Origin of the sequence: Mitsuokella jalaludinii DSM 13811, assembly GCF_000702905.1 — a bacterium.
GTDB lineage: Bacteria > Bacillota > Negativicutes > Selenomonadales > Selenomonadaceae > Mitsuokella > Mitsuokella jalaludinii.
Window position 1 is genome coordinate 224,046 of record NZ_JNKR01000001.1, and the last position, 24,756, is coordinate 248,801.

At 59.3% G+C, this 24,756-nt stretch carries 20 protein-coding genes and 3 tRNA genes; 1 reads left to right on the forward strand and 22 read right to left on the reverse strand.

What is annotated here, in order from left to right; translation table 11 throughout:
* Window positions 1-64 precede the first annotated feature (64 nt).
* From T518_RS01005 to T518_RS01035, 7 genes are all read right to left on the reverse strand, one after another.
* Window positions 65-742 carry an SAM-dependent methyltransferase gene (locus tag T518_RS01005; protein WP_036373867.1) on the reverse strand — a complete coding sequence of 226 codons (678 nt, stop codon included), beginning with the start codon at window positions 740-742 and terminating at the stop codon, window positions 65-67.
* Complete coding sequence (gene mfd, locus T518_RS01010) at window positions 739-4,110, reverse strand: transcription-repair coupling factor (protein WP_036374444.1); 3,372 nt, start codon at window positions 4,108-4,110, stop codon at window positions 739-741. The genes T518_RS01005 and mfd overlap by 4 nt, the downstream gene beginning before the upstream one ends.
* Window positions 4,111-4,207: 97 nt before the next feature.
* Complete coding sequence (gene pyrG / locus T518_RS01015; protein WP_036373869.1) at window positions 4,208-5,812, reverse strand: CTP synthase; 1,605 nt, start codon at window positions 5,810-5,812, stop codon at window positions 4,208-4,210.
* 78 nt (window positions 5,813-5,890) lie between these two features.
* Window positions 5,891-6,223, reverse strand: coding sequence for a DNA-directed RNA polymerase subunit delta (gene rpoE, locus T518_RS01020; RefSeq protein ID WP_036373872.1), 333 nt, complete (start codon window positions 6,221-6,223; stop codon window positions 5,891-5,893).
* A gap of 40 nt (window positions 6,224-6,263) precedes the next feature.
* Entirely contained in the window at window positions 6,264-7,919 is a 1,656-nt protein-coding gene (argS, locus tag T518_RS01025) for an arginine--tRNA ligase (protein WP_036373875.1), read from the reverse strand.
* 67 nt (window positions 7,920-7,986) lie between these two features.
* Window positions 7,987-8,442, reverse strand: a complete 456-nt coding sequence (locus T518_RS01030; RefSeq protein ID WP_036373878.1) for a YwiB family protein — start codon at window positions 8,440-8,442, stop codon at window positions 7,987-7,989.
* A 119-nt stretch (window positions 8,443-8,561) separates the two neighbouring features.
* Complete coding sequence (locus tag T518_RS01035) at window positions 8,562-9,938, reverse strand: NAD(P)/FAD-dependent oxidoreductase (RefSeq protein ID WP_172674650.1); 1,377 nt, start codon at window positions 9,936-9,938, stop codon at window positions 8,562-8,564.
* A 314-nt stretch (window positions 9,939-10,252) separates the two neighbouring features.
* On the opposite strand from T518_RS01035, the gene putP reads away from it, so the two are divergent.
* Complete coding sequence (gene putP / locus T518_RS01040; RefSeq protein WP_036373885.1) at window positions 10,253-11,731, forward strand: sodium/proline symporter PutP; 1,479 nt, start codon at window positions 10,253-10,255, stop codon at window positions 11,729-11,731.
* 74 nt (window positions 11,732-11,805) lie between these two features.
* Here putP and T518_RS01045 read toward each other — a convergent pair whose 3' ends face one another.
* The 15 genes from T518_RS01045 to T518_RS01115 form a co-directional block, all read right to left on the reverse strand.
* Complete coding sequence (locus T518_RS01045; protein ID WP_036373888.1) at window positions 11,806-13,092, reverse strand: ArsB/NhaD family transporter; 1,287 nt, start codon at window positions 13,090-13,092, stop codon at window positions 11,806-11,808.
* A gap of 34 nt (window positions 13,093-13,126) precedes the next feature.
* On the reverse strand, window positions 13,127-13,426 hold the full coding sequence (locus T518_RS01050) for a hypothetical protein (RefSeq protein ID WP_036373891.1): 300 nt from the start codon (window positions 13,424-13,426) through the stop codon (window positions 13,127-13,129).
* 26 nt (window positions 13,427-13,452) lie between these two features.
* Entirely contained in the window at window positions 13,453-15,126 is a 1,674-nt protein-coding gene (locus T518_RS01055) for a glutamine--tRNA ligase/YqeY domain fusion protein (RefSeq protein WP_036373894.1), read from the reverse strand.
* 104 nt (window positions 15,127-15,230) lie between these two features.
* The gene (locus T518_RS01060) at window positions 15,231-16,028 is read right to left on the reverse strand and encodes an HD domain-containing protein (RefSeq protein ID WP_036373897.1); all 798 of its coding nucleotides are present in this window, start codon (window positions 16,026-16,028) and stop codon (window positions 15,231-15,233) included.
* 117 nt (window positions 16,029-16,145) lie between these two features.
* Window positions 16,146-16,685 (reverse strand): transcription repressor NadR, encoded by a 540-nt coding sequence (locus tag T518_RS01065; protein ID WP_036373900.1) that lies wholly within the window; start codon window positions 16,683-16,685, stop codon window positions 16,146-16,148.
* A 60-nt stretch (window positions 16,686-16,745) separates the two neighbouring features.
* Window positions 16,746-16,821 (reverse strand) — tRNA-Val (locus tag T518_RS01070).
* Between the two features lie 3 nt (window positions 16,822-16,824).
* Window positions 16,825-16,899 (reverse strand) — tRNA-Glu (locus tag T518_RS01075).
* 2 nt (window positions 16,900-16,901) lie between these two features.
* Window positions 16,902-16,977 (reverse strand) — tRNA-Asn (locus tag T518_RS01080).
* Window positions 16,978-17,120: 143 nt separating this feature from the next.
* The gene (locus T518_RS01085; RefSeq protein ID WP_036373903.1) at window positions 17,121-18,440 is read right to left on the reverse strand and encodes an S-layer homology domain-containing protein; all 1,320 of its coding nucleotides are present in this window, start codon (window positions 18,438-18,440) and stop codon (window positions 17,121-17,123) included.
* 265 nt (window positions 18,441-18,705) lie between these two features.
* The gene (locus tag T518_RS01090) at window positions 18,706-19,209 is read right to left on the reverse strand and encodes a 2-thiouracil desulfurase family protein (protein ID WP_036373911.1); all 504 of its coding nucleotides are present in this window, start codon (window positions 19,207-19,209) and stop codon (window positions 18,706-18,708) included.
* Window positions 19,210-19,248: 39 nt separating this feature from the next.
* Window positions 19,249-19,839: a 3'-5' exonuclease gene (locus T518_RS01095; RefSeq protein WP_036373913.1), complete on the reverse strand. Its 591-nt coding sequence runs from the start codon at window positions 19,837-19,839 to the stop codon at window positions 19,249-19,251.
* Window positions 19,836-21,239 carry an NADPH-dependent glutamate synthase gene (gltA, locus tag T518_RS01100; protein ID WP_036373915.1) on the reverse strand — a complete coding sequence of 468 codons (1,404 nt, stop codon included), beginning with the start codon at window positions 21,237-21,239 and terminating at the stop codon, window positions 19,836-19,838. The genes T518_RS01095 and gltA overlap by 4 nt, the downstream gene beginning before the upstream one ends.
* A complete protein-coding gene (locus T518_RS01105; protein WP_036373917.1) occupies window positions 21,239-22,084 on the reverse strand; it encodes a sulfide/dihydroorotate dehydrogenase-like FAD/NAD-binding protein in 846 nt (281 codons plus the stop codon). The genes gltA and T518_RS01105 overlap by 1 nt, the downstream gene beginning before the upstream one ends.
* 21 nt (window positions 22,085-22,105) lie before the next feature.
* The gene (locus T518_RS01110; RefSeq protein ID WP_036373919.1) at window positions 22,106-22,849 is read right to left on the reverse strand and encodes a methylenetetrahydrofolate reductase; all 744 of its coding nucleotides are present in this window, start codon (window positions 22,847-22,849) and stop codon (window positions 22,106-22,108) included.
* A gap of 142 nt (window positions 22,850-22,991) precedes the next feature.
* A complete protein-coding gene (locus T518_RS01115) occupies window positions 22,992-24,458 on the reverse strand; it encodes a DASS family sodium-coupled anion symporter (RefSeq protein WP_051652123.1) in 1,467 nt (488 codons plus the stop codon).
* Between the last annotated feature and the right edge of the window lie 298 nt (window positions 24,459-24,756).

Sequence of the window (24,756 nt, forward strand, 5' to 3'; positions counted from 1 at the left end):
AGCAGAAAACCCTTGAAAAATCAAGGGTTTTCGGAAAAATAACCGCGAACAGGCGCGTTTCGGCTCATTGTGCTGGCACAAAGAGACTCGTCAGATGGTCGACATCCTTCTGGCGGTCGAGCTCGTAGAGCGGAATCTTCCGGATGGATTCGTCGGGCAGGGCGAGATTGTGGATGTAGGTGACCTCGTACTCGTCGGGATAGAACTCCATGAGCATGAGCTTCGTGTCCGAGGCGATGATGGGATCGTAGACCTGCGTGATGACGAGCGACTGGGCCGGGCGCTCCTTGAGCGTGCTGACATCCTCTGCATCGAGGATCGTCAGACCCTCGATGGGGTCGATGCCGAGGCGCGTGTACATGACCTCGACAAAGCTCATGCCGGGCAGGATGTCGACTGCGGTATCCGTCTCCTTCGCGAGTTCGCGCAGCAGCACGACGGTGCGCTCGGCGACGAGCGGGCTGCCGGGCACGGCGTAGACGAGGTCGCCCTGCTCAGTTGCGCGCCGCAGCAGATCTTCAGCGATATGGCGGTAGAGCGTCTCAAAATCCGGCGCTTCTTCGTAGAAGCCGTCGTATGACGAGAACGTCAGGCCGCGCTTCTCGATCTCTGCGACAGTCGGATGGATGCGCGTGCGCAGTACAAGATGCGCTGCCGCCTGCATAGTCTGCCAGGATTCCAATGTGATGAGGCCGAAGCGGCCCGGGCCAAGTCCGACTACGGTGATCTTTGGCTGTTTCATTCTGTCTCTCTTTCCTTTCCCTTCTGACTCTTCTTGATGGCGCTGGCCTTTTCCCTTGCCTTTGCCTCGAGCGCCTCATCGTCACCGGCAGCGATCATGAGCACGCGCGTGACGAAATTCGTGATGTTCTTCTTGTAGCGGTCACTGAGCGCAAAGCGCAGCCCGTTCTTTTCAGGCAGGCTCCGCATGCGCTTGCCGAAGAGGTTGGCAAGTGCGAGCATCCCCTTGGCCGGCATGCGCTTTTCTGGCAGGAAGTAGAGGTCGAGCGCCAGCGGCAATTCCTTGATAGCGCGGATGCCGAGCTCGCGCGCGTAGTTCTTGATGCGCGCGACCTCCAAGAGGTGCATGACCGGCTTCGTCGGGTCGCCGAAGCGGTCGATGAGCTCATCGAGCAGGCTCCGCAGCTCCTCATTGCTGCGGACGGCCGCGATGCGCTGGTAGATCTCGATCTTGTGCATGGCGTCTGTGATGAAGCCGCCATCGATGTAGGCTTCCGTCTGCAGGTCGATGACAGGCTCCGGCGGTGCTTCCTCAGGCGCCTTGCCGCTCTGCAATCTCTCTACGGCCTCTTCGAGGAGCTTACAGTACATCTCGAAGCCGACGCTGGCAATGTGACCGTGCTGCTGGGCACCGAGCAGATTGCCCGCACCGCGGATCTCGAGATCGCGCATGGCGATCTTGAAGCCCGCGCCGAGCTCGGCGAACTCCTTCATGGCTTGCAGGCGCTTCTCGGCCGTCTCGGTCAGGATCTTGTCCGCCTGATAGACAAAGTACGCAAAGGCCATGTGATGCGAGCGGCCGACGCGCCCGCGCATCTGATAGAGCTGCGACAGGCCGAAGTGGTCGGCGTTGTAGACGATGATCGTGTTGGCATTGGCAACGTCGAGGCCGTTCTCGACGATGCTCGTCGCGAGCAGGATGTCGTAATCGCCCTCGTAGAAGTCCATCATGACGTGCTCGAGCAGTTCCTCGGGCATCTGGCCATGTGCCGTCTGGATCCGCGCCTCGGGCACGAGCGATTCGATGTGGTCGCGCATGCGGTCGATGGTGTCGACGCGGTTGTAGATGAAGTAGACCTGCCCGCCGCGCCTCATCTCACGCTTGATGGCGTTCGCGAGGATCGTATCGTTGTTCTCGACAACGTACGTCTGCACGGGGAAGCGCTCGGCCGGCGGCGTCTCGATGATGCTCATATCGCGCGCGCCGACGAGCGACATGTGGAGCGTGCGCGGTATCGGCGTTGCCGAGAGCGTCAGGACGTCGATGCCGGCGGCGAGCTTGCGGATCTTGTCCTTCTGCTTGACGCCGAAGCGCTGTTCCTCGTCGACGATCAAGAGACCAAGGTCCTTCCACTTGACCTTGTTCTGGTTGAGGATGGCATGCGTGCCGATGAGGATGTCCACCTGGCCGAGGCGCACCTTCTCGATGGTCTCCTTCTGCTGCTTCGCCGTGCGGAAGCGGCAGATGACATCGATGACCGGCGCAAAGCCGTTGAAGCGCGTCGTAAACGTCTGGTAATGCTGCTGCGCGAGGACGGTCGTCGGCACGAGCACGGCCACCTGCTTGCCGTCCATGGCCGCCTTGTAAGCCGCGCGTATGGCGACTTCCGTCTTGCCGAAGCCGACGTCGCCGCAGAGCAAGCGGTCCATGGGCTTCTCTTTCTCCATGTCCGCCTTGATCTCCGCGATGGCGCGCAGCTGGTCTTCCGTCTCCTCGTAGGGGAATGCGTCCTCGAACTCGCGCTGGCTCACATCGTCCGGCGGGAAGGCATGGCCTTTGGCCTCCTTGCGCTTCGCGTAGATCTCAATGAGCTTCTGCGCAATGTCCTCGACCGACTTCTTGGCGCGCGCCTTGGCCTTGACCCACTCCGTGCCGCCCATGCGGTGCAGGCGCGGCACATCGCCCTCCGAGCCGATGTACTTCTGCAAGAGGCCGACCTGGTCCGTCGGCACGAAGAGCTTGTCGTCGCCCGCGTACTGGATGTGCAGGTAGTCCTTGTGGATGCCGCCGACATCGAGCGTCTCGACGCCGAGGTACTTGCCGATACCGTGGCTCTCGTGCACGACGTAGTCGCCCGGCTTGATGTCGCGGAAATGCGAGATCTTCTCGCCGTAGTCGCTGTGCTTGCGGACAGCCGTGTGGCGCTTGTGGCGGCCGAAGATGTCCTTCTCCGTCACGACGACGAGGCGCGCGGACGCCATCTCGAAGCCCGTGAGCAGGGCCCCGCGGCGGATGTTAATGGCATTGTCATGGAGAGGCTCTGCTGCGCCCTCGATGAGAGACGGGATGCGGCGGTGCGCGAAGAACTCACGCAGGCTGTTCGCCTTCTCCCTATCGCCGAGCAGCACGAGCACGCGCTGCTTCTGCGCGAGCCAGCGATTGGCCTCGTTCTCCAAGAGGTCCATCTGGCGGCGGAACGGCGTCATCGTCGTTGCCGTCACGCCAATCGTCTCAACGGGCACAGCGCCCGGCACCTGCTGCAAGAGGAGTGCCAGGTAGACGACGCGGTTGGCGCGCGCGGCTTCCAAGAGTTCCTCCCAGCTGAAGATCTTGCCCTTGATGTCCGGGTTCTCGCGCACCATCGTGCGGATCGTGTCGCGGACGCGCGTCGGCTCATCAAAGAGGACAGTCCCCTTCCCCTCGAGGTACGAGAGGAAGAGTTCCGGCCGGCCCGAATCGTCCGTCTGTGCCAGCGGCATGATGGTCGCCGCGCCGATGTTCTTGGTCGAGCGCTTCGAGTCGAGGTCGAATTCACGCAGCGAGTCGATCTCGTCGTCGAAGTACTCGACGCGCACCGGCTCAGCCGCATTGATGGCAAAGATGTCGACGATGCCGCCGCGCACGCTGAACTGTCCGACGCGCTCGACCTCCTCCGCGTGCTCGTAGCCAAGGTCGACGAGGCGCTCCAAGAGGTCCTCGCGCGGCAGGACGTCGCCCATGCGCAGCGAGAGCGAGAGCCGCATGAATTCATTGCGGCCCATGCCCTTCTGCACGGCTGCTTCCGTGCGCGTGAGCACGATGACATGCTCGCCGCGCACGAGGCGGCCGAGCACCTCCATGCGCCTGGCGGCCCGCTCCTGGCTCTTGGCCGCCGCCTTGACGTCAAACGTATCGACCTCCGGCAGTTCGACGATGGGGACCTTCGGGAGCAGCAGCCTGAGGTCCTCCTTCCAATCGGAGAGCGTCTCCGACGAGTGGCAGATGATGGCCATCATCTGCGGCATTGAAGCGTAGCAGGCAGCGACAGCGGCGTGCTTCTGTGAGCCGCCGAGCCCGTAGATCAGGGCTTCGCGCGGCTCGCCCTGCGTGTTCTCCCGCAGGCGCTGCAGGGCTCCGTCCTGCAGCATCGCGGTAAATAATGCATTCATACAATCATCCTTCATGTCATTCGGTGCATCATGCCATTCCATGCGATTCACGTCAAAAAGACCCGGCAATGCGGGTCTTCTCTATCGTCATGCTGTTTTACTGAGCAAGAGCGGCCTTGAGGAAGTCGCGGAACAGCGGATGCGGGTTGTTCGGGCGCGACTTGAGTTCCGGATGCGCCTGCGTGGCGACGAACCACGGGTGGTCCTTGACCTCGATCATCTCGACCAGGCTGTCATCCGGCAGCGTGCCGGCGATGACCATGCCCTTTTCCTGCAGGGCGCCGCGGAATTCATTGTTGAACTCGAAACGATGGCGATGACGCTCATGGATGAGGTTCGTGCCGTACGCTTCCTTTGCATGCGTGCCATTGGCGAGCGTGCAGGGATACGAACCGAGGCGCATCGTGCCGCCCTTCTTCTCGATGCCCTGCTGCGATTCCATCAGCGAGATGACAGGATGCGTCGTCTCCGGATCGAACTCCGTCGAATGAGCGTCCTCCATGCCGCAGACGTGGCGGGCGAACTCGATGACGGCGCACTGCATGCCAAGGCAGAGCCCGAGGAACGGGATCTTGTGCTCACGCGCGTACTGGATGGCCTTGATCTTGCCCTCGACGCCGCGGCTGCCAAAGCCGCCCGGCACGAGGATGCCCTTGCAGCCGACGAAGACCTCGTCGAGATCCATGTCCGGATTCTCCTCGATCTCCTCTGCATTGACCCAGTTGATCTTGACCTGCGCATCGTTGGCAATGCCGCCGTGATGGAGCGCCTCGGTCACGGAGATATAGGCATCCGGCAGCTCGACGTACTTGCCGACGACCGCGATCTTGACGCGCTTCTGCGGGTGGTTGATCTTATAGACCATCTTCTCCCACTCGCTCATGTCAGCCGGACCGTAGTCCATGTTGAGCTTCTTGAGCGCGATCTTGTCGAGACCTTCCTTCTGCATCATCAACGGGACTTCGTAGATTGTCGACGCGGTGCGGTTCTCGATGACAGCTTCCGGCTGCACGTCGCAGAACATGGCAATCTTTTCCTTCATCTCCTTGGAGATCGTCTTCTCCGTGCGGCAGACGAGGATGTCCGGCTGGATGCCGATGGCGCGCAGCTCCTTGACGCTGTGCTGCGTCGGCTTCGTCTTGAGCTCGCCAGCTGCCGAGATGTACGGCAGGAGCGTGACATGGATGTAGAGCGTATCGTTCGGGCCGACTTCCTTCTTGACCTGGCGGATGGCTTCGAGGAACGGCTGGCTCTCGATATCGCCGACCGTGCCGCCGATCTCCGTGATGACGACATCAGCGCCGTCAGCCTTTGCCACGTCGTAGACCTTCTGCTTGATCTCATTCGTGATGTGCGGGATGACCTGAACGGTCGAGCCGAGGTACTCGCCCTTGCGCTCCTTGTTGAGGACCGACCAATAGACCTTGCCCGTCGTGATGTTGGAGTTCTTCGTCAGGTTGATGTCGATGAAGCGCTCGTAGTGGCCGAGATCGAGATCCGTCTCCGCACCGTCATCCGTGACAAAGACCTCACCGTGCTGGTAAGGACTCATCGTGCCCGGATCGATGTTGATATACGGATCGAACTTCTGGATCGTGACCTTGATTCCCCGGCTCTTGAGAAGACGGCCGAGCGATGCAGCCGTGATGCCCTTGCCCAGGGAAGAAACAACGCCACCGGTAACGAAAATATACTTTGCCATGGAACTGCCTCCTGCTTGTTCTTTGAAACACATGTTGACTATTCTACCCCGAATCGCATGGGGATGTCAATCCATCGATTATTCCTGGATGCTTTCGAGTTTCTTCTTGCGGTTGCTGCTGGCCTTGGCTGCGGCCTTGCTCGAGCCAGACGTCGAGCGGCTGGAATGGGAGCGCTTGACCTCTGGCGGATTCCATTCCGTCAGCCCCCACTGGCCTTCGCCTTCATAGTGGAAGCGGCTGTCCATATTGATGAGCGTGTAGACTTCCGAGATGGCAGCCGACAGCGACTGCACCGGCTTGTGCGTCTTCTCGATAACGTCGAGGACGAGATCCTTGTAGTACATCTTCTCCCCCGACTGCGTCAAGATGTAGTACGCTACATCAACTTCCGAGCTTTTCAGAAAATCCATTTCTATATCTCCCTTCGCAAAATGCGTAATCAATCCAAACTCACATGTGTTCCGGTGCCGATACGCCGAGGATGCCGAGGCTGTGGCGGATGACATGCGCCGTGACCGTGACGAGCGCGAGGCGCGCCTCCGCGAGGTCGTGGTCGACGCCCATGATGCGGCACTTGTTGTAGAAGCTGTGGAACAGCGCCGCAAGGTCGTAGCTGTAGCGCGCGATGCGCTGCGGCGCGTAGTCGTCAGCAGCCTTCTTGACCTCTTCCGGATACTCCTCAATCTTCTTGATCAGGGCAACTTCACTCTCATCCGTCAGGAGGTCGAGCTTCGGTGCCTTGCCGAGCGCGAGCTTTGTCTCCTGCGCCTGGCGGAAGATGCTGCAGATGCGGGCGTGCGCATACTGGATGTAGTAGACCGGGTTGTCGTTCGACTTCTTCTTGGCGAGGTCGAGGTCAAAGTCGAGCTGGCTGTCGAGCGAGCGCATGAGGAAGAAATAGCGTGCGGCGTCTGTGCCGACTTCTTCCATGAGCTCATTCAAGGTGACGCTCTGGCCCGTGCGCTTGCTCATCTTGACGAGCTCGCCGCCGCGGTAGAGGCTGACCATCTGCAAGAGCAGCACGGTGAGTTTCTCCGGATCATGGCCGAGCGCCTGCATGGCGGCCTTGACGCGGCAGACGTAGCCGTGATGGTCGGCGCCCCAGATGTTGATGAGGCGGTCAAAGCCGCGCTCGTACTTGTTGTGGTGGTAGGCAATATCGGCCGCGAGGTACGTCGGCACGCCGTTGTCGCGGATGACGACACGGTCCTTGTCGTCGCCGTACGCCGTCGACTTAAGCCAGAGGGCACCGTCCTTCTCGTAGATATCGCCCTTCTCCTTGAGAATCTCGACAACCTTGCGCACCGCATCCGGGTGGAGCGTGCGCTCGCTGAACCACTTGTCGAACGTCACGTGGAAGCGCTCGAGGTCCTCCTTGAGGATGGCCAGCTTCTCGTGGTAAGCGAGGTCCTTGAAGATATCGAGGCGATCTTCCTCACTGAGCGCGAGGTACTTGTCGCCGTCGCGGTCGATGATGCGCTGCGCCGTGTCGATGATGTCCTGGCCGTGGTAGCCGTCCTCCGGGAACGTGACCTCCTGGCCGAGCAGCTCGAGGTAGCGCGCATTGACGGAGCGCGCGAGGTTGTTCATCTGGTTGCCGGCATCGTTGATGTAGTACTCGCTCTCGACCGGATAGCCCGCTGCGCGCAACAGGTTGACGAGAGCCGAGCCGGCAGCCGCGCCGCGGCCGTGGCCGACGTGCAGCAGGCCCGTCGGGTTGGCGCTGACGTACTCGACCTGGATCTTCGGATGGTCAAGCTTTGGCAGATTGCCGAAGGACTCCCCGGCCTCCAGGATCTTCTGGAAGGAATCGTAGAGCACATTGCCCTTGAGGTAGAAGTTCAGGAAGCCCGGCCCTGCGATCTGCGTGTGATCGAGCCAGTCTCCCTTGATGCGCTTGGCGAGTTCTTCGGCAATCTGGCGCGGATTCCGATGGAAGACGCGGGCCGACTGCATGGCGAAGTTTGTCGCAAAGTCGCCGAACTCTTTCGTTGGCGGCACCTCCAGGACGATCTGAGGCAGCTGGCCTTCCGGCAGAGCGCCTTCCTGGATGGCATCTTTAGCGGCCTGTTCAATGGCCCCTGTCAATATGTCTTTGATTTCCAAAAGTGTTCCTCCTATTCCTGCGCGCACATCCGGCACGCCAACAGTCCGGCCAAAGTCCCCGAGAAGCTCAGAGGCCATGGTCTTCTTCGATCTCGATATGCAGGCGGTTCTGGCTCTGGAAGGCTCCGTTGACCCAGAGACCGTAACGGATGTCGATGCGCCCTGCCACTTCGCCGTAATCGACGGACAGCGCCTCCGTGCGGACAGAGAGGTCGATGTTGCCGTACGGCGTGCGGTAGATGCTCGTATGCTCGCACCCCTTCTCGAAGCGCTGCTCCTGTTCAAGAGCGCCCTTGCGCAAGAGCGTCATCGTACCGCCGCCGATCTTGAGGACGGTCGAGACTCTCGAGCTTTCCGAACCGTCTTTGCCGTCTTGCACAGCATCATCTTCATAGATCACGTAGTGCTTGCCGCGATGGAAATAATGATGGCCCTTCGCAATGGTGCGGACGCTGTCCTTCTGCCCCTGCGCATCCTGCCAGGAGCCCCTGACCTTCACGATGACCGGTTTCTTCTCACTCATCCGCCTGCCCCTTTCTATACATTGTATACATTATAGACCAAACCGTCGAGCCTTGCCAACTAAAAATTTTATGCCAGGAGGCGCCTGCAGAGCGCCTTCCTGGCATATCCCATCTTGCGTCACATGCGCGCGAGGATCTGGCGCGCCACGTAGACACCGCTGGCGCCGGCCTGCGAGAGGCCGCGCGTGACGCCGGCGCCGTCGCCCGTCGCGAAGACATTGCGCAGCTTCGTCTCGAGCTGGTTTGTCAGGACGACGCGGGCGCTGTAGAACTTGACCTCGACGCCGTAGAGCAGCGTGTCATCGTTCGTCATGCCCGGCGCCACGTAGTTGAGCGCCTGGATCATCTCGATGATGTTGTCGAGGTGACGCTTCGGCAGCACGAGCGAGAGATCGCCCGGCGTCGCCGCGAGCGTCGGCTTCGTGAAGCTCTTGCTCAGTCGGTGCGCATTCGTGCGGCGGCCTTTGATGAGATCGCCGTAGCGCTGCACGATGATGCCGCCGCCGAGCATGTTCGAGAACGACGCGATGCGCTTGCCGTACTGATGCGGCGCCTTGAAGGGCTCCGTGAAGTGGTTCGAGACGAGCAGCGCGAAATTCGTGTTGTGGCTCTGGAGCTTCGGGTCGCTGTAGGAATGGCCATTGACCGTCACGATGCCGTCCGTGTTCTCCATGACGACGTGGCCGTGCGGATTCATGCAGAACGTGCGCACAAAGTCGCCGTACTGCTTCGTACGGTAGAGCAGCTTTGCCTCGTAGACCTGGCTCGTGATATCGTTCCATACCTCATCCGGCACCTCGACGCGCACGCCGACGTCGACGCGATTGTTCTCCTGCTCGATGCCGAGACGGTTGCACTCATTGGAGAACCACTCCGCTCCGGCGCGGCCCGGCGCGATGACGAGGAAGTCCGCCTCGATTTTCTCGCCATTTGCGAGCTCGAGCATGTTGTCGCCCTGGCCGTTCGACTCGATGTGGGCGACGGGACACTCAAAGCGGAACTCCACCTTCTCCTTCAGGTACTCGTACGTCTGCTCGAGCATGCGCAGATTGTTCTCTGTGCCGAGATGGCGCACGCTGGCGCTCAGGAGATGCAGGTCGTGCTGCAGGGCCAGGCGGCCGATGTCGGAGTTCTTCGTCGAGAAGACCTGCGATGGCGCGCCGTGCTTCATGTTGATCTTGTCGACGTAGTCGATGAGCTCCATGACCTCCTCGTCCGGCAGATACTCGTTGAGCCAGCCGCCGAACTTCGTCGTGAAGTTGTACTTGCCGTCCGAGAACGCACCGGCACCGCCGAAGCCGCGCATGATGCTGCACGGCTTGCAGCCGATGCAGCTCTTGACCTTGCCCGCCGAGATTGGGCAGACGCGGTGGTAGATGTCCTTGCCGCTCTCGAAGACGATGACGTGGAGTCCCGGCTTCTTCTCCACCAGTTCATAAGCTGCCATGACGCCGGCGGGGCCGCCGCCGACAATCGCCACATCGTATTTCTTCATGGAAATGCCCCCCATATGGATTCATCCGATATCTCAACTCATTCAACAAAATCTGTGCACAGCAAAAGAGCGCAGTTGACCTTGGCCCCGCCTTGCGCACGTCCGGGCCACCACCTGCGTTCAAACCTTATGTATTATACGGGATATACCATGCGATTGCAAGCGTTTTTATCGATTTTCGCAAAAAAACGCACACAATGTCTTATTTTTATACCTTCTATACAAATAAGTATTGCAATACCCCGCCGTCTTCCCATATAATTGAACTATTCTTGTAAACTTAATTCCACGAAAAAGGAAATGGGGGATTCATTTTGACTCATGATCTTGCCATCATCAACACGTTTGTGCTCTACATCGGTTTCATGATGGCCATCGGCGTGTATTACTACCGCCGCACACGCAACATGAGTGACTACTTCCTCGGCAACCGCAAGCTCGGTGCCTGGGTCACGTCACTCTCCGCCGAAGCCTCAGATATGAGCGGCTGGATGCTCATGGGTGTACCGGGCTACGCTTATCTCGCCGGCCTCAACGCCGGCTGGATTGCCATCGGCATCGCCATCGGCACCTGGGCCAACTGGCACTTCGTCGCCGCGCGCCTGCGCAAGTACACGGAGCTCGCCAACAACTCCCTGACGCTGCCGGAGTTCCTGCAGAACCGCTTCCACGACAAGAGCGGCCTGCTGCGCATCGTGCCGGCCATCTTCATCCTGATCTTCTTCGTCATCTACACCTCGTCGGGCTTCGTCTCGGCGGGCCGCCTCTTCGAGACGGTCTTCGGCATCCCCTATGAGTACGCCATCTTCATCGGTGCCGGCTCCGTCGTCTTCTACACGCTCGTCGGCGGCTTCCTCGCCGTCTCGCGCACGGACTTCATCCAGGGCGTCATGATGTTCTTCGCCATCCTCGTCGTGCCGATCTGCGCTGCGATGCAGTGCGGCGGCTTCGAGTCGACCGTCACGGCCATCCAGCACGTGCAGAGCACGATGCTCGAGCCGCTGACGAAGCCGGACGGCTCCACGATGAACGCCATCGAGCTCATCTCGCTGCTCGCCTGGGGCATCGGCTACTTTGGCCAGCCGCACATCCTCGTGCGCTTCATGGCCATCCGTACCTCGAAGGAAGTCAAGCAGGCCACGCACATCGCCATGACCTGGGTCATCCTCTCGCTCGCTGCGGCTGTCGCCGTCGGCATGGTCGGTCGCGTCTACCTGACGACGCCGCTCGAGGGAACGGCATCTGAGACGGTCTTCCTCGTCATGACAAACGAGCTCTTCCCGCCAATCGCCACGGGCCTCATCCTCTCGGCCGTCCTCGCGGCCATCATGAGCACGGCCTCTTCGCAGCTCCTCGTCGCGGCCTCTGCCTTCGCACAGGACTTCTACCGCACGCTGCTGCGCAAGGACGCCGAGCAGAAGGAGCTCGTCTGGATCTCTCGCGCGAGCGTCCTCGTCATCGCGAGCCTCGCGATTTTCCTTGGGCTCAACCCGAACAACTTCATCCTCGACATGGTGTCCTACGCCTGGGCCGGCTTCGGCGCCGCCTTCGGCCCGGCTCTCCTGATGAGCCTCTTCTGGCGCCACACGACAAAGTACGGCGTGCTCGTCGGCATCATCGTCGGCGGTGTCACCGTCCTCGTCTGGAAGCAGTACGCACTCTTCGGTCTCTACGAGATCGTGCCGGGCTTCCTGTTCTCCACGATCGCCATCTGGGCCGTCAGCTGGCTTGACCGTGTGCCGGAAGCCTCGATCCTCGAGACGTTCGACAAGGTCGGCAAGAGCAAGATCTGATCCATCACACCAATGCAAAGAATCCCCATCATCCACAGAGGATGATGGGGATTTTGTGTATAACTCAGCAAAGATCAGAGCAGATAGCGGATCCAGACGTAGACGCTCGAGATCGCGATCGTCATGATCATGATCGGGAAGGCGATCTTCATGAAGCCCAGGAAGGAAATCTGCTTGCCGCGCTGTGCCGCCATCGAAGCGACGACGACATTTGCGCTCGCACCGATCAGCGTGCCGTTGCCGCCGAGGCAGGCACCGAGGGCCAGCGACCACCACATCGGGTCGAGGTTCGAGAGCCCCATCTGACCCATATCCTGGATCAGCGGGATCAGCGTCGCAACGAACGGGATGTTGTCGATGAAGGCCGAGGCAAAGGCGCTCATCCAGAGAATCAGCATAGCCGTCGCATTGACACTGCCATTCGTCAGCTTGATGGCCTCAGCGGCGAGCACCTTGATGACGCCCGTCTCGACGAGAGCGCCGACGAGGACGAAGAGGCCAGCGAAGAAGAAGATGGCCGTCCACTCAATCTTCGAGAGAACCTTCGTGATCATGCCCTCATTGCGCGTGTAAGTGATGAGGAGCAGGAGGCCGGCGCCCGAGAGCGCAGCCGTTGCCGTCTGCAAGCCGAGATAGCCGTGCACGACGAAGAGACCGATGGTCAGCGCGATGACGAAGAGACATTTCTTCAACAGCTTCGGATTGGCGATCTGGCTCTTGGCATTGAGGCGCATGACCTTCTCCTGGAGATCCGGCTGCGTGTGGAGCTCCTTGCCATAGATCGCGATGAGCACGAGTTCTACGAGGATGAAGATCAAGACCGCGATGCCCGAGAGGTTCGCGAGGAAGTCCACGAAGTTCAGGCCGACAGCGCTGCCGATCATGATATTCGGCGGATCGCCGATCAGCGTCGCCGTGCCGCCGATATTCGAAGACAGGATCTGCGAGATCAGGTACGGCTTGACGTCAACCTTGAGCTGCGCCGTGATGCTGAACGTGATTGGCACGGTCAGAAGGACCGTCGTGACGTTGTCGAGGAATGCCGAGCAGACCATCGTCAGCGCTGAGAGCGCGACGAGCAGAGCAATCGGGCGCGCCTTGACCTTCTTGGCCGACCAGATGGCCAGGAAGTTGAAGAGTCCCGTCTCACTCGTGATGTTGACGATGATCATCATGCCCATGAGTAGGCCCAGTGTGTTGAAATCAATGTGACGGATGGCCGTCTCCTGATCGAGCACACCAAACAGGATCATGAGCATGGCGCCGACGATGCCGACAATCGTGCGATGAACCTTTTCCGAAATGATCAACGCGTAAGCAGCCACGAAGATGACGATGGCTGCTGTCGTTGTGCTAACCAATAGAATCCACTTCTTTCCCTAAAAAACTTCCCTCTTATTTCTTATACTTCGGGATCAGCACGATTTTCTCCCCATCGCGCTTGATCTGGAAGGTATAATTCTTGACATCCTCGCGGTAGAGCTCCATCTTGAGCTGCAAGAGCGCCCGGGCAAGTTCCTCCGTGAGCTGCGGCGTGAAGCCGGCGCGCAGGAAGTCGGCAGGTGCTTCCACCGACTCCTTCGCCTTCTTCTCCGCTTTCTTCTCGGCCGCGCGGAAGCGGTCTTCTATCGATGTATCTTCTACATAATCTTTGAACATGTCCTTGTCGGACAGATTCTTGGGTATCTTTGACATGTGTTCACCTTCTGCAGAATACAGGATTACTTGTTGACTTTTGCCCAGCTGTCGCGCAGGCCGACGACGCGGTTGAACACGAGGTGGTCAGGCGTCGTATCCGGGTCGACGACGAAGTAGCCGACGCGCAGGAACTGGTAGTGCGTGCCAGCAGCCGTGAGCTTCACGGACGGCTCGATCCACGCATTGTCGATGACTTCGAGCGAATCCTTGTTGAGCGCCGCGATGAAGTCCTTCGGTACATTGCCGTTCTCATCCGTCTCGATGAGATAGTCATAGAGGCGCACTTCTGCCGGAAGGGCCGTCTTCTCGGCCACCCAGTGGATCGTGCCCTTGACCTTGCGGCCGGCCGTCTTGCCGCCCGTCTTGGAGTCAAGGTCTGCCGTGCAGTGGAGCTCGACGACATTGCCCTCTGCGTCCTTGACGACTTCCTCGCACTTGATGATGTAGGCGTGCTTGAGGCGTACCTCTCCACCCGGCTTGAGGCGGAAGTACTTCTTGGGCGGCTCTTCCATGAAGTCCTCCTGCTCGATGTAGAGCGTGCGGGAAAACGGCACGAAACGATGGCCACCATGAACCGGATTGTTGTCGGCAAGCAGCCACTCTTCCTTGTCCTCCGGATAATTCGTGATGACGACTTTCAGCGGGTGGAGCACCGCCATGACGCGGTCTGCATTCTCATTGAGGTCCGCACGCACTTCGTGCTCGAGCATGGAGACATCGACGATGCTGTCGGCCTTTGCCACACCGATCTCCTTGCAGAAGTTGCGGATGGCGGCCGGCGTGTAGCCGCGGCGGCGCAGACCAGAGATGGTCGGCATGCGCGGGTCATCCCAACCGCGCACATAGCCCTCTTCGACGAGCTGGCGGAGCTTCCTCTTGCTCGTCACCGTGTTCGTGAGATTGAGGCGCGCGAACTCGATCTGGCGCGGACGCGTGTTCGGATCAAAGTCCAGGGAGTCGAGCAGCCAGTCGTAGAACGGGCGGTGCTCCTCAAATTCCAGCGTGCAGACGGAGTGCGTGATGCCCTCGATGGCATCGGAAAGCGGATGGGCAAAGTCGTACATCGGGTAGATGCACCACTTGTCTCCCGTACGGTGATGCTTGACGTGTGCGATGCGGTAGATGACCGTGTCGCGCATGACGAGGTTCGGCGACGCCATGTCGATCTTCGCGCGCAGCACTTTCGTGCCGTCGGCAAATTCGCCCGCCTTCATGCGCGCGAAGAGGTCGAGATTCTCCTCGACGCTGCGGTTGCGGTACGGGCTCTCCTTGCCCGGCTCCGTCAGCGTGCCGCGGTACGCCTTGATCTCCTCAGCAGAGAGGTCATCGACGTAGGCGAGCCCCTTCTTGATCAGCGTGACCGCGAAGTCGTAGAGCTTATCGAAGTAGTCCGACGCATAGAACTTGCGGTTGCCCCAGCTGAAGCCGAGCCAGCGGATGTCCTCCTGGATGGAGTCGACGTACTCCGTATCCTCCTTCGTCGGATTCGTGTCATCGAAGCGCAGGTTGCAGAGACCGTGGTTGTACTCTGCCAGGCCGAAGTTCAGGCAGATCGACTTCGCATGGCCGATGTGCAGGTAGCCATTCGGCTCCGGCGGGAAGCGCGTGTGGATGCCCTCCGTGTACTTGCCGTTCTTGAGGTCTTCTTCGATCATGTTCTGAATGAAATTCGGCGTCATCGTGATCTTTTCTGCCATCTGGATCCTCTCCTTATCTCTATCCTTCTCTGCTGAACTCTGCCGAAAAGGAATCTACTACTACCGGTTATCTATGCATGCCTGCTGTGCCATCCTCTATGATATCAGCACTTCACTTCGTCCATCTGCGAACACCGCTTCTCCACATAGGCGCGCAGGCGCGCGATGCCCTCCGCCATGCCCGGCTGGTCCGGCAGGTAGTGGATGATGCGGTCGATGTAGCCGCGCTTGACAATCTCGCGGAGCGTCCAGCTGAAGTTGATGTCATAGACCCAGAGCAGGCGCACGAGCTTGCGATCACCATGCGTGCGCAGCTTGCGGTAATCCGCCTGCCGCCCTTCTTTGAACGCCTCGATGAAATCGGGACTGACGAGCTGACTCGCATCCGAGGCGATGAACTTCGGCGCCTTGTCCGCGCCCTCAGGGCCCAAGAACGGCGAGAGCACGCGGTAGATGTCGAGCTTGTCGGCATCGCGCAGGAGCTTCGCGAAGAGCAGTGCCTTCTCGCTCGGCGCAGGGCCGATCTCCTTCTTGTTGTGGCGGCCGATGGCAAAGCGCACGAGCGCTTCGTCTCCAGGCGCGAGTTTCTTCATGAAATCGAGCTCCGACAAGACCTTGAGGCCGAGGTCGGCATGGTCTTCCGACTCGGCATCGTTGAACGTCTTGTAGAGGCTGTACTGGCGGAAGCGCCCGACATCGTGGAAGAGGCCCATGATCTCAGCAAGCTGGGCATCGTGCTCCGAAAGCTGCAGGTGCTTCGCAAGCTGCACCGCAATCGAGGTCACATATCCCGTGTGAAGCTCCTTGATGCGGATGCCCTGCATGACCTCCTCATCATCGGTATGGAAGGACTTCATGTAGGCATCCATCCAGCTGTGCATTTCCTTGAGCAGTTCCTTCACACCACTCATCTCCTTTATCTCAGGGATTCCCATAAAAATCCCGATAGAATCAATGTTTCTATTATACTACACATCTATCCAGCGTTGCAATTGTTCATCCAAGGATTACAGACCGTATCAGTTCTCTCCTTCATGGTCCGATTCATCGACGAGGATGCCCAGGTCCCTGAGGTCATGCTCGATGGCCTTGAGTGCATCCTCATCGGGCACGCGTATCGTGTGCATGTGGATGCCGCCCGTCACGACGAGCAGGGGATTGGCCTGGCACTTCTGCATCTTCGTCAAGAAACGCCGGACATCGCGGCGGCTCTCGACGAAGAGATCGCCTCGTATCGCGCCGTAGACGGGATGCTCGACGATGACATCGAGCACCGCGCCGCCGTTGTCGACGACGGCCTGCAGCTCTTTCTCCATATCAGCCGCATTGTGGCGGCAGACGATTGTCGCCTTGATATCGTGGTCTTTCGCATCCTCTGGCATGATGTAGCCGCGCGGCGTCGCGAAGATCTGCGCGCCCTCTGCGCGCAAGATGCTGATATCGCCGACGATGATCTGGCGGCTGACGCCGAGTGTGCGCGCGAGCTTCGTGCCCGTCAATGGCTGGCTGGCTTCCCGCAGGCGCTTCATCAACGCTTCGCGCCGTTTCTCCGTGTTCATGATACACCCCCTGCTTTGCTTAACAAAAAAAGCTGCCTTGCGGCAGCTATGTTTCTAAGATGGTGGGCGATAACAGGATCGAACTGCTGACATCTTGCTTGTAAGGCAAGCGCTCTCCCAGCTGAGCTAATCGCCCGAATGGTGACGCCAATGGGATTCGAACCCATGAACCCGCCGTGAAAGGGCGGTGTCTTAACCGCTTGACGATGGCGCCATTGGCTCCTCGAGCAGGATTCGAACCTGCGACAGCCTGATTAACAGTCAGGTGCTCTACCGGCTGAGCTATCGAGGAATGAGGAATAATCGGATACTCACGTATCGACTTGTATTATTATACTGGATGATCTGATAGAATGCAAGCATTTTTTATGCGGTTTCCCACAAAAAAAGACAGCCCGCTAGGAGCTGTCTCTTTATCGTCACAGGAAGCCTGTATCAGAAGAATACATCGACACGGCCGAAGAGCTTCTCGGCATCTTTGTCAGCTGCGATGTCCTTGCCGTTGAAGTACTTGGCGAAGAGCTGTACGTTCTTGAACAGCGTGTAGCCCGTGCCGACCTCCCAGCCCTTCTGGCCGCCATCGACACCATCGCCGTACGTCGACCACGGAGCTGCGTACTGGCCGAGGTTGCGGTAAGCGAGGTACATGCCCCAGCTGCCCTTGTTCTGCTGCTGTGCGCCCTTGTAGTCGTACTCGAAGCTGTAGGCATCGTCGTAGTTGTCAGCCTTCGTGTTCTTCGCGTACTCTGCCTTGAAGAAGCTGTTGTGGTCGAAGCGGTAGCCAGCGTTTGCAAACCAGATGTTGGCCTTGTACTCCTTATCGTTGTCATTCGTGTACGGCTTTACGAGTTTATCCGTGTCGAGCGTTGCACCATCCATATGCTCATAGCCCGTGTTGCCGTAGAACTTGTCCTTGGCGTAGCCGAGGTTGATGGCCTGGAAGTTAACCGTATCATCGTCATCTTTAAAGATGTTATCTTTCCACTGTCCTTTGATATCGCGCCCCATATCAATGAACTGCGTCGCATCAAGGCGGCCAGCTTCAAGCGTGACCTTGAGGTCATTGCCAAACGTCACAGCAGCGCCGGAGTACGGGTCATCCGTCGTGGAGAGCAGGTTGATGGCATTCGGCAGCTTGCCGAGTTTGACATTAAAGTTGTCATAGTGACCTTCAGCCCAGACACGTTTGAGCTCAACCTTACCATCATAGAGGCCACCCTTATCGGAATCAAGCTTGGTATCTGCATCAAGGCGAGCATGAACATCCCAGTTCTTGTTGACCTCAGCTTTTGGCTCGAGACGGAACGTAAGATCGTTGTCATTCAGTTTGCGCTCTTTGTCTGTCGTACCTGCATCGTGGCGCGTGCTCGTATACGTGTACTCGACGAGGCCGTTCCACTTGACCTTGTCGGCATTGCGCTCGAGATTTGCCACGCGGACGCCGAGGTTGTTCAGCTCATCGGAAAACTCAGCGGCGAGCTTGTCGATCAAAGCCTTGTCGGCAGCGGAGACATCGCTCTTGGCCATGGCCTTCGCGACCATCTGAGCCATCTCGTAGCGCGTGATGTTCTGGTTGCCGCGGAACGTCGTGTCGCCGTAACCTTCGATGATGCCGTCAGCTGCGAGCTGCGATACTGCATCGTATGCCCAGTGGTCTGCCGGGACATCCGAGAACGGATTGGCAGCTGCGAACGTCGTGCTTGCAGCGCCGACAACGAGTGCCGTAGTGAGTGCGGATACCAGAGTCTTCTTCATATTGAACTCCCCCTAAAAGTGATTGTTTCGCATCGCTCTTTTATGAGTGTCCATGTTTCCTCATATTCCCCCGCGATGCCTTCTTCTTGTTTCATATTGAAACTGTTTTTAGCATAACATGTGGCAACGGTTTCTGCAAGCGTTTACATTTATTTTCTTTATAAAATCATATTTTCTAACAATCAAACAAATCAAAAAGCGCCATCTGACCTGCCAATAAGCAGGCCAGATGGCGCTGATCCGTGACCCTAGCGGTCATCGACAGTCAATCCCGGATGGAATCGCGTCGGATGTCTTCTTCAATCAATTGCTGCAGCCGCGCCTCGGTCATGTCGAACTCCGAGTAGACGGTCAGCCCGTGCTGGCGCAGCAGCTCTGTCGCCACACCGGCGCCGCGTATCTTCCGGCCTGAGAAACTGCCATCGTAGATGCGATGGACGCCACAGGACGGGCTGCCATCCTTGAGGATGGCCACCTCTGCGCGATACGCCTCGGCAATCCGCAGGATCTTCTGGGCGCCGAGCAGCAGGGAGGAAGTCAGGTCACGGCCCGTCGCGTCGACAGCCCGCGCCCTGCCCTCAAGGAGCTTGCGCCCCGTGCCGTACTGGATCTCCATTGGCGGACGCGGCACGGGCAGCATCGCAAAGCACTCCGGACAGACTGCGACAAAGCGTCCACGCGCACTACAGGCCTGCAGCAGCGCGTCATCGTTGCTGCCGCCGTTGTACTTGACCTTGTGCCCTAAAAGGCATGCACTGACAAGGATCATCGAACTCCCTCCTCTATCCTCCAGTATATCGACACACCGTCAGCCAAAGAGCCCGCCATGAACTGCCTGAGGCGCCTGGAACGGCACAATGCGCACGCCGAGATGGAGCGCGAGCGCCTCCATGCTCGTATCCGCAAGCTCACGCCCCGCGCAGATGGGGATAGCCGCACAGGCCTTGGCATCCTCGAGGGCGTCGTGGTGGCGGAAGTGCAGGTTGAGGTATGCGCCGACCGTGCCGAGCTTGTGGTTGGCCAAGTTTGGCCAGGCCCGGCGCGCAATCGCGACGGTATCGCAGTACGAGAACACCGGAGCCTGCAGACCGTGATGCGTGAGGCAGGCGCGCAGGACGCCCATGTCAAACTTCGCGTTGTGCGCGACGACGAGCTGCCCTGCAAGATGCGCCTCGAGTTCCGGCCAGATGCCGGCAAAATCGGCGGCATCTGCCGTATCGGCCTCTGACAGCCCGTGAATCTGCGTGTTGAAGTAGCTGTACCGGTTCTGGGGCGGTTGGATCAAGGTGTAGTATGAATCCACCATCACGCCCGCGCGGATGGTCACGACAGCCACACTGCAGGCAGAATCCCGCGCACCCGTGGCCGTCTCAAAGTCTATTGCCGTGAAGTCCATCATTTTCTCTTGCTCTTGAGGTATTCGTCGATGGCGGCAGCAGCCTTGCGGCCGGCACCCATCGCGAGGATGACCGTCGCTGCGCCCGTGACGATGTCGCCGCCGGCAAAGACGCCTTCCTTCGACGTCGCGCACGTCTCTTCGTCGGCCTCGATGTTGCCGCGCTTCGTCGTCTTGAGCCCAGGTGTCGTGTGTGCGATGATCGGGTTCGGTCCCGTGCCGATGGCGATGATGACCGTATCCATCTCCATGTCAAACTCCGAGCCCTCGATGGGGATCGGGCGGCGTCGGCCCGAAGCGTCGGGCTCACCGAGTTCCATGCGGATGCAGCGCAGGCCCTTGACCCAGCCGTTCTCATCGCCGAGCACTTCGACAGGGTTCGTCAGCAGCTGGAAGTCGATGCCCTCTTCCTTGGCGTGCTCAACTTCTTCCGCGCGCGCCGGAATCTCCGCCTCACTGCGGCGGTAGATGATGGAGACCTTCTCCGCGCCGAGGCGCAGCGCCGTGCGGGCAGCATCCATCGCGACATTGCCGCCGCCGACGACGGCAACATGGCGGCCAACCTGGATCGGCGTCGCGTATTCCGGGAACTTGTAGGCCTTCATGAGATTGCAGCGCGTGAGGAATTCATTGGCCGAGTAGACGCCGTTGAAGCTCTCGCCCGGAATGCCCTGGAAGCGCGGCAGGCCGGCGCCCGTGCCGATGAAGACGGCGTCAAAGCCCTCTTCCTGCATGAGCTCATCGACCGTGTAGAGGCGGCCGGCTACCGAGTCAAGCTCGATCTTGACGCCGAGCTTCTCGATGTTCTCGATCTCCTTCTTGACGACCGTATCCTTCGGCAGGCGGAACTCAGGGATACCGTACGACAGCACGCCGCCCGCCTTGTGCAGGGCCTCGAAGATCGTCACATCGTAGCCTTTCTTTGCAAGGTCGCCGGCGCACGAGAGGCCGGACGGGCCGGCACCGATGACGGCGACTTTCTGCGCATCGGCTGCGCGCTCGACTGGCTTGACCTCTTTATCGGCAGCGAGCTCGCGGTCAGCCACGAAGCGTTCAAGGCGGCCGATGGCGACGGACTCCCCGCGCTTCGCGAGGATGCAGTGCTTCTCGCACTGATTTTCCTGTGGGCAGACGCGGCCGCAGATGGCCGGCAGGGCATTCGACTCCTTGATCGTCGCGATGGCGCCGTCGAAGTCGCGCTCCTTGATCTTGCCGATGAAGGTCGGGATGTCGATGGAGACAGGGCAGCCCTTGCGGCACTGTGGTACCTTGCAGTGCAGGCAGCGCTCTGCCTCGGCCACTGCCGTCTCCTCGTCGTAGCCGAGAGCGACTTCCTCAAAGTTATGGGCACGAACTTCCGGGTCCTGTACCGGCATCTTGTGTTTCTCGAGAATCAGTGCCATTATTTATCTCCTCCCAGTCCGATGTGACAGACGTGATCTTTCTCGACCGCTTCTTTGTCGCGATACATGCGCTGGCGGCTCATGAGCCCCTTGAAGTCGACAAGATGGCCGTCGAATTCCGGGCCGTCGACGCAGGCGAACTTCGTCTCCTCGCCGACCGTCACGCGGCAGCCGCCGCACATGCCCGTGCCGTCGACCATGATCGGATTGAGCGAGACGACCGTGTGGATGCCGAGGTCGCGTGTCGCATCGGCGACGCTCTTCATCATGATGACCGGGCCGATAGCCGTGATCTGCGCAATCTTCTCGCCGCGGTCGACGAGCGCCTGCACGGCGTTCGTGACGAACCCCTTGATGCCGTACGAGCCGTCATCTGTCGTCACGAGGACCTCGTCCGTCACGGCCTTCATCTCATCCTCCATGATCAGGATGTCCTTCGTCTTCGCGCCCATGATCGCGATGACCTTGTTGCCGGCTTCCTTCATCGCGCGCGCGATCGGATATGTCGGCGCGACGCCGATGCCGCCGCCGACGACGACCATCGTGCCGTCGAGCTTTGCGATTTCCGACGGACGGCCGAGCGGCCCGACGAAATCGAGGATGGTGTCACCCGCCTCGAGGGCGGCGAGCTCCATCGTCGAGGCGCCGATGGCCTGGAACACGATGAGGATCTTGCCCGTCTCACGGTCATAATCCGCAATCGTCAAGGGGATGCGCTCACCTTCCTCATTGACGCGCAGGACGATGAACTGCCCTGCCTGTGCTTTCTTCGCCACGCGCGGTGCTTCGATGTCCATCGCATAGACATTCGGCGACCATTCCTCTTTTCTCAAGATCTTGAACATAACAACTCTCCTATCTATAAATCAGGCAAGAACGCCCGCGAGGTACGCCTCGAGGTTCGTCTTGATCGGCATCAGGTAGACATTGGCGTCCTCGCGCTCGGCGAAGTCCATGACTTCTTTCGCAAAGCCGATGCTCCAGTCGAGTGTCGGCTCGAAGGCATGCGGGAAGACGACGTGATTCTTGCGCTCCCAGTAGCTCTGCGAGCGCGCGCTCATGACGGGCGATATACCCCAGTAGACCTCGAGGCCCTGCAGCATGTCGGCGTAGACCGAGAGATACCGTATGTCGAAGAACGGCTGTGTGAAGAAGCCAGCGGCACCTGCCTGCAGCTTGCGCTTGATGCGATAGAGCTCCTGCGCCATGGAGCCGCGGTACTGATCGATGCCGGCGTAGACCTTGACCTCCGGCATCTCCTTGCGGAACTTCCAGATGACGTCGACGCTGTTCGTCGGGTAGATCTCATGCATCATGTCCTGCGGCGGGTCGCCCTCGATGACGAGGACCTCGCGGATATCGTGTGCGCGCAAATAGTCCTTCATCGCGAGCTCCTTGTCGAGGTCGATATCCATTGCGCGGATGTGCGGCATCGAAGCGGGGAAATACTCCTTGGCGACAGCGGCGCCCTGCCAGCTCCGTATCGGGAAGCGCAGGAGGTCGGGGATGTTGATGACATCGACCTTGTCCTGGAACTTGCCGAGCAAGGCGAGCTCCTGGCGCAAAGCGTCCTCGTCACGTGGAACGAGTTCTACTGAGATACGTTTCATATATGTCCTCCGAAGTGTATTTTTCAAAAAAAGCACCATATATCAATCATATTGTAAAGTCTTTGCCAGTATTTTGCAAGTATGCCGACACGCAAAAAGGCCGCCGCAAAGCGGCAGCCTTCAAAAACGAACAGATCGCACCTCAGAGGACGAGGCCGAGCCATTTCCAATACGTATTCGTCAAGAGCAGGATGGTCAGGTAAGCGAAAATCGTCAGCGGGATGCCCGTCTTGATGAAGTCCTTGACCTCAAACGTATCTGTGCTGTAGGCGATCATGTTCTGCGGCGCATTGACCGGCAGGATAAAGCCGAAGCAGATCGTGTACTGCAGGATCATGACCATGCCGACGACATTGAGCGTCATGTTCTCCGAGGCCCCCTGCAGGACAGAGATGCAGATCGGGATCATCGCGGACGACAGTGCCGTCGCGCTGGCAAAGCCGAGATGGATGAGGATGAGGAAGAGCGCGAGGATGGCGATGATGAACGTCGCCGTCGCATCGTAGAGGCCAAAGTACTCGACGATGACATGGGCGATCCACTCACCCGCCTTCGTCGAGAGGATGGCCGAGCCGAGGCTGATGCCGACGCCGAAGAGCAGCAGCGTGCCCCAGTTGATGCGCTCCTGGACTTCCTTCCAGGTCATGATGCCGATGCCCGGCATCATCATCAAGGTGACGGCGACGATCGTCGTCGAGGAGGTGTCAAACGGGTGCACGATCTTCTCCGTCGCCCAGAAGAAGAGCAGGACGACGGAGATGAACATGAGCTTCTTCTCATCCGCCTTCATCGGGCCGAGCGCCGCGAGCTCCTGTGCGATCTTCTCCTTGCCGCCCGGCACTTCATCCATCTCCGGCGGCATGAGCTTCAGGAGGACGAAGTAGAGGATGACGCTCATGATGATGGCGAACGGTGCGGCAGCGATGAACCAGTCGAGCCAGCTGATTGTCGTGCCGAGCTGCTTCTCGATGAAGCCGAGCGCGACCATGTTCTGTGCGGCAGCCGTCTTGATACCGACGTTCCAGATGCTGTCGGCCTGTGCGACGGCGATCAGCATGATGGCGGCGAACTTGCTCTTGCGCGGCACGCCGAAGACGGCGATGATGCCCATGACGATCGGCACCATGCACGAGACACGGGCCGTCGTGCTCGGCACGAAGAAGCTCAGGACGAAGCCGACGCAAATGACCCCCGCCAGCACGTGATGCGTCTTCGCGCCGATCTTCGAGAGCACGAAGAGCGCGATGCGCTTGTCGAGCCCCGTCTTCATCATCGCCGCTGCAATCAGCAGCGCCGCACCGACGAGCGCCAGCGCCGTGCTCGAAAAGCCGCTCAGGGCCATCTTGAGCGCACCAGACGTGCCGAGCATCTTCGACGGGTTGACCATATTAGGGGCAGTGCCGAGCAGGAAGGCCATGAGCGACATGATAATGCCCGCTGAGACCGGATAGGCGACAGCCTCCGTCATCCAGATGATGACGGAGAACACGAGGATGGCCAGCATGCGGTGGCCTGCCGTCGAGAGTTCCGGCGGTGTCGGTATCAATAGCAGCAGGATGAGCACGAGGAAGCCTACGGGCAGCCCCATGCGGCTCAAATTCTTTTTCATGATGATTCCTCCCTTTACAAGATGATGGCAGCATACAAGACCATATAAAAAGGCAGACCTCTGACAGGTCTGCCCTTGTCACGACGCGTGCGCCATTGCACTTATATCGCATATTCATATGTACTATACTGAATCTGTATGGATATCATACCGCAAGCTCGCACGGTTGTCAAGTTGTAAACATCATGCAAAAGAATAATCCTCATCACAGAAGAGAACCTTGTAACAGAAAAGCCACTGCATCGCGAAAATGCAGTGGCTCTTATCCATGACAGCAGCTGTGGCGTCATGATCCAAT

Bases quoted from the DNA above. Each gene is read 5' to 3' on its own strand.
- T518_RS01005 (WP_036373867.1), bottom strand. From the start codon at position 742: ATGAAACAGCCAAAGATCACCGTAGTCGGACTTGGCCCGGGCCGCTTC.
- mfd (WP_036374444.1), bottom strand. From the start codon at position 4,110: ATGAATGCATTATTTACCGCGATGCTGCAGGACGGAGCCCTGCAGCGC.
- pyrG (WP_036373869.1), bottom strand. From the start codon at position 5,812: ATGGCAAAGTATATTTTCGTTACCGGTGGCGTTGTTTCTTCCCTGGGC.
- rpoE (WP_036373872.1), bottom strand. From the start codon at position 6,223: ATGGATTTTCTGAAAAGCTCGGAAGTTGATGTAGCGTACTACATCTTG.
- T518_RS01030 (WP_036373878.1), bottom strand. From the start codon at position 8,442: ATGAGTGAGAAGAAACCGGTCATCGTGAAGGTCAGGGGCTCCTGGCAG.
- T518_RS01035 (WP_172674650.1), bottom strand. From the start codon at position 9,938: ATGAAGAAATACGATGTGGCGATTGTCGGCGGCGGCCCCGCCGGCGTC.
- T518_RS01050 (WP_036373891.1), bottom strand. From the start codon at position 13,426: ATGTCAAAGATACCCAAGAATCTGTCCGACAAGGACATGTTCAAAGAT.
- T518_RS01055 (WP_036373894.1), bottom strand. From the start codon at position 15,126: ATGGCAGAAAAGATCACGATGACGCCGAATTTCATTCAGAACATGATC.
- T518_RS01065 (WP_036373900.1), bottom strand. From the start codon at position 16,685: ATGAACACGGAGAAACGGCGCGAAGCGTTGATGAAGCGCCTGCGGGAA.
- T518_RS01085 (WP_036373903.1), bottom strand. From the start codon at position 18,440: ATGAAGAAGACTCTGGTATCCGCACTCACTACGGCACTCGTTGTCGGC.
- T518_RS01090 (WP_036373911.1), bottom strand. From the start codon at position 19,209: ATGATCCTTGTCAGTGCATGCCTTTTAGGGCACAAGGTCAAGTACAAC.
- T518_RS01095 (WP_036373913.1), bottom strand. From the start codon at position 19,839: ATGATGGACTTCACGGCAATAGACTTTGAGACGGCCACGGGTGCGCGG.
- gltA (WP_036373915.1), bottom strand. From the start codon at position 21,239: ATGGCACTGATTCTCGAGAAACACAAGATGCCGGTACAGGACCCGGAA.
- T518_RS01105 (WP_036373917.1), bottom strand. From the start codon at position 22,084: ATGTTCAAGATCTTGAGAAAAGAGGAATGGTCGCCGAATGTCTATGCG.
- T518_RS01110 (WP_036373919.1), bottom strand. From the start codon at position 22,849: ATGAAACGTATCTCAGTAGAACTCGTTCCACGTGACGAGGACGCTTTG.
- T518_RS01115 (WP_051652123.1), bottom strand. From the start codon at position 24,458: ATGAAAAAGAATTTGAGCCGCATGGGGCTGCCCGTAGGCTTCCTCGTG.